This window comes from Mycobacterium sp. NGS35, from assembly GCF_059812855.1.
Map to the genome: position 1 here is coordinate 1 of NZ_JCALDL010000029.1, position 718 is coordinate 718.

Consider the following 718-nt stretch of genomic DNA (forward strand, 5'->3'; position numbering starts at 1 on the left):
CGGCGTTGTTCGTGCTGGATCAGTGGTTGCATCCGGTGCCGACGGGTGTGGTGGGTGAGTTGTATGTGGCCGGGCACGGTGTGGGTGTGGGTTATGTGCGCCGTGCCGGGTTGACCGCGGGACGGTTTGTGGCGTGCCCGTTCGGGGCGCCCGGCCAACGGATGTATCGGACCGGGGATCTGGTGCGCTGGGGTGCTGATGGGCAGCTGCAGTATTTGGGCCGCGTCGACGAGCAGGTCAAGATTCGCGGCTATCGCATCGAGCTCGGCGACGTGCAGGCCGCCCTGGCCGAGGCCGACGGAGTGGAGCAAGCCGTCGTCGTCGCGCGCGAAGACCACCCGGGCGACAAGCGGCTGGTCGGCTACATCACCGGCACCGCAGATCCCGCCGCGGTGCGCGCCCAGTTGGGCGAGCGGCTGCCGGCCTACATGGTGCCCGCGGCGGTCGTCGTCTTGGAGAAGCTGCCGCTGACCCTCAACGGCAAACTCGACAAGCGGGCGTTGCCCGCCCCGGAATACCACGATGGCGCCAGCGCCTACCGCGCCCCGAGCACGCCCACCGAGGAAATCCTGGTCGAGCTCTACGCCCAAGTGCTCGGTGTCGAACGCGTCGGGGTGGATGACTCGTTCTTCGACCTCGGCGGAAACTCACTGTCGGCCATGCGCTTGATCGCCGCAATCAACAAAACCCTCGGCGCCCACGTCGCCGTCCGCACCCT

General features: G+C 68.1%; 1 protein-coding gene. It reads left to right on the forward strand.

Annotated features, from left to right (window positions below; all coding sequences use genetic code 11):
* On the forward strand, window positions 1-718 hold a 718-nt coding region (locus tag AC5Y4C_RS20975), incomplete at both ends, for a phosphopantetheine-binding protein (protein ID WP_499965286.1).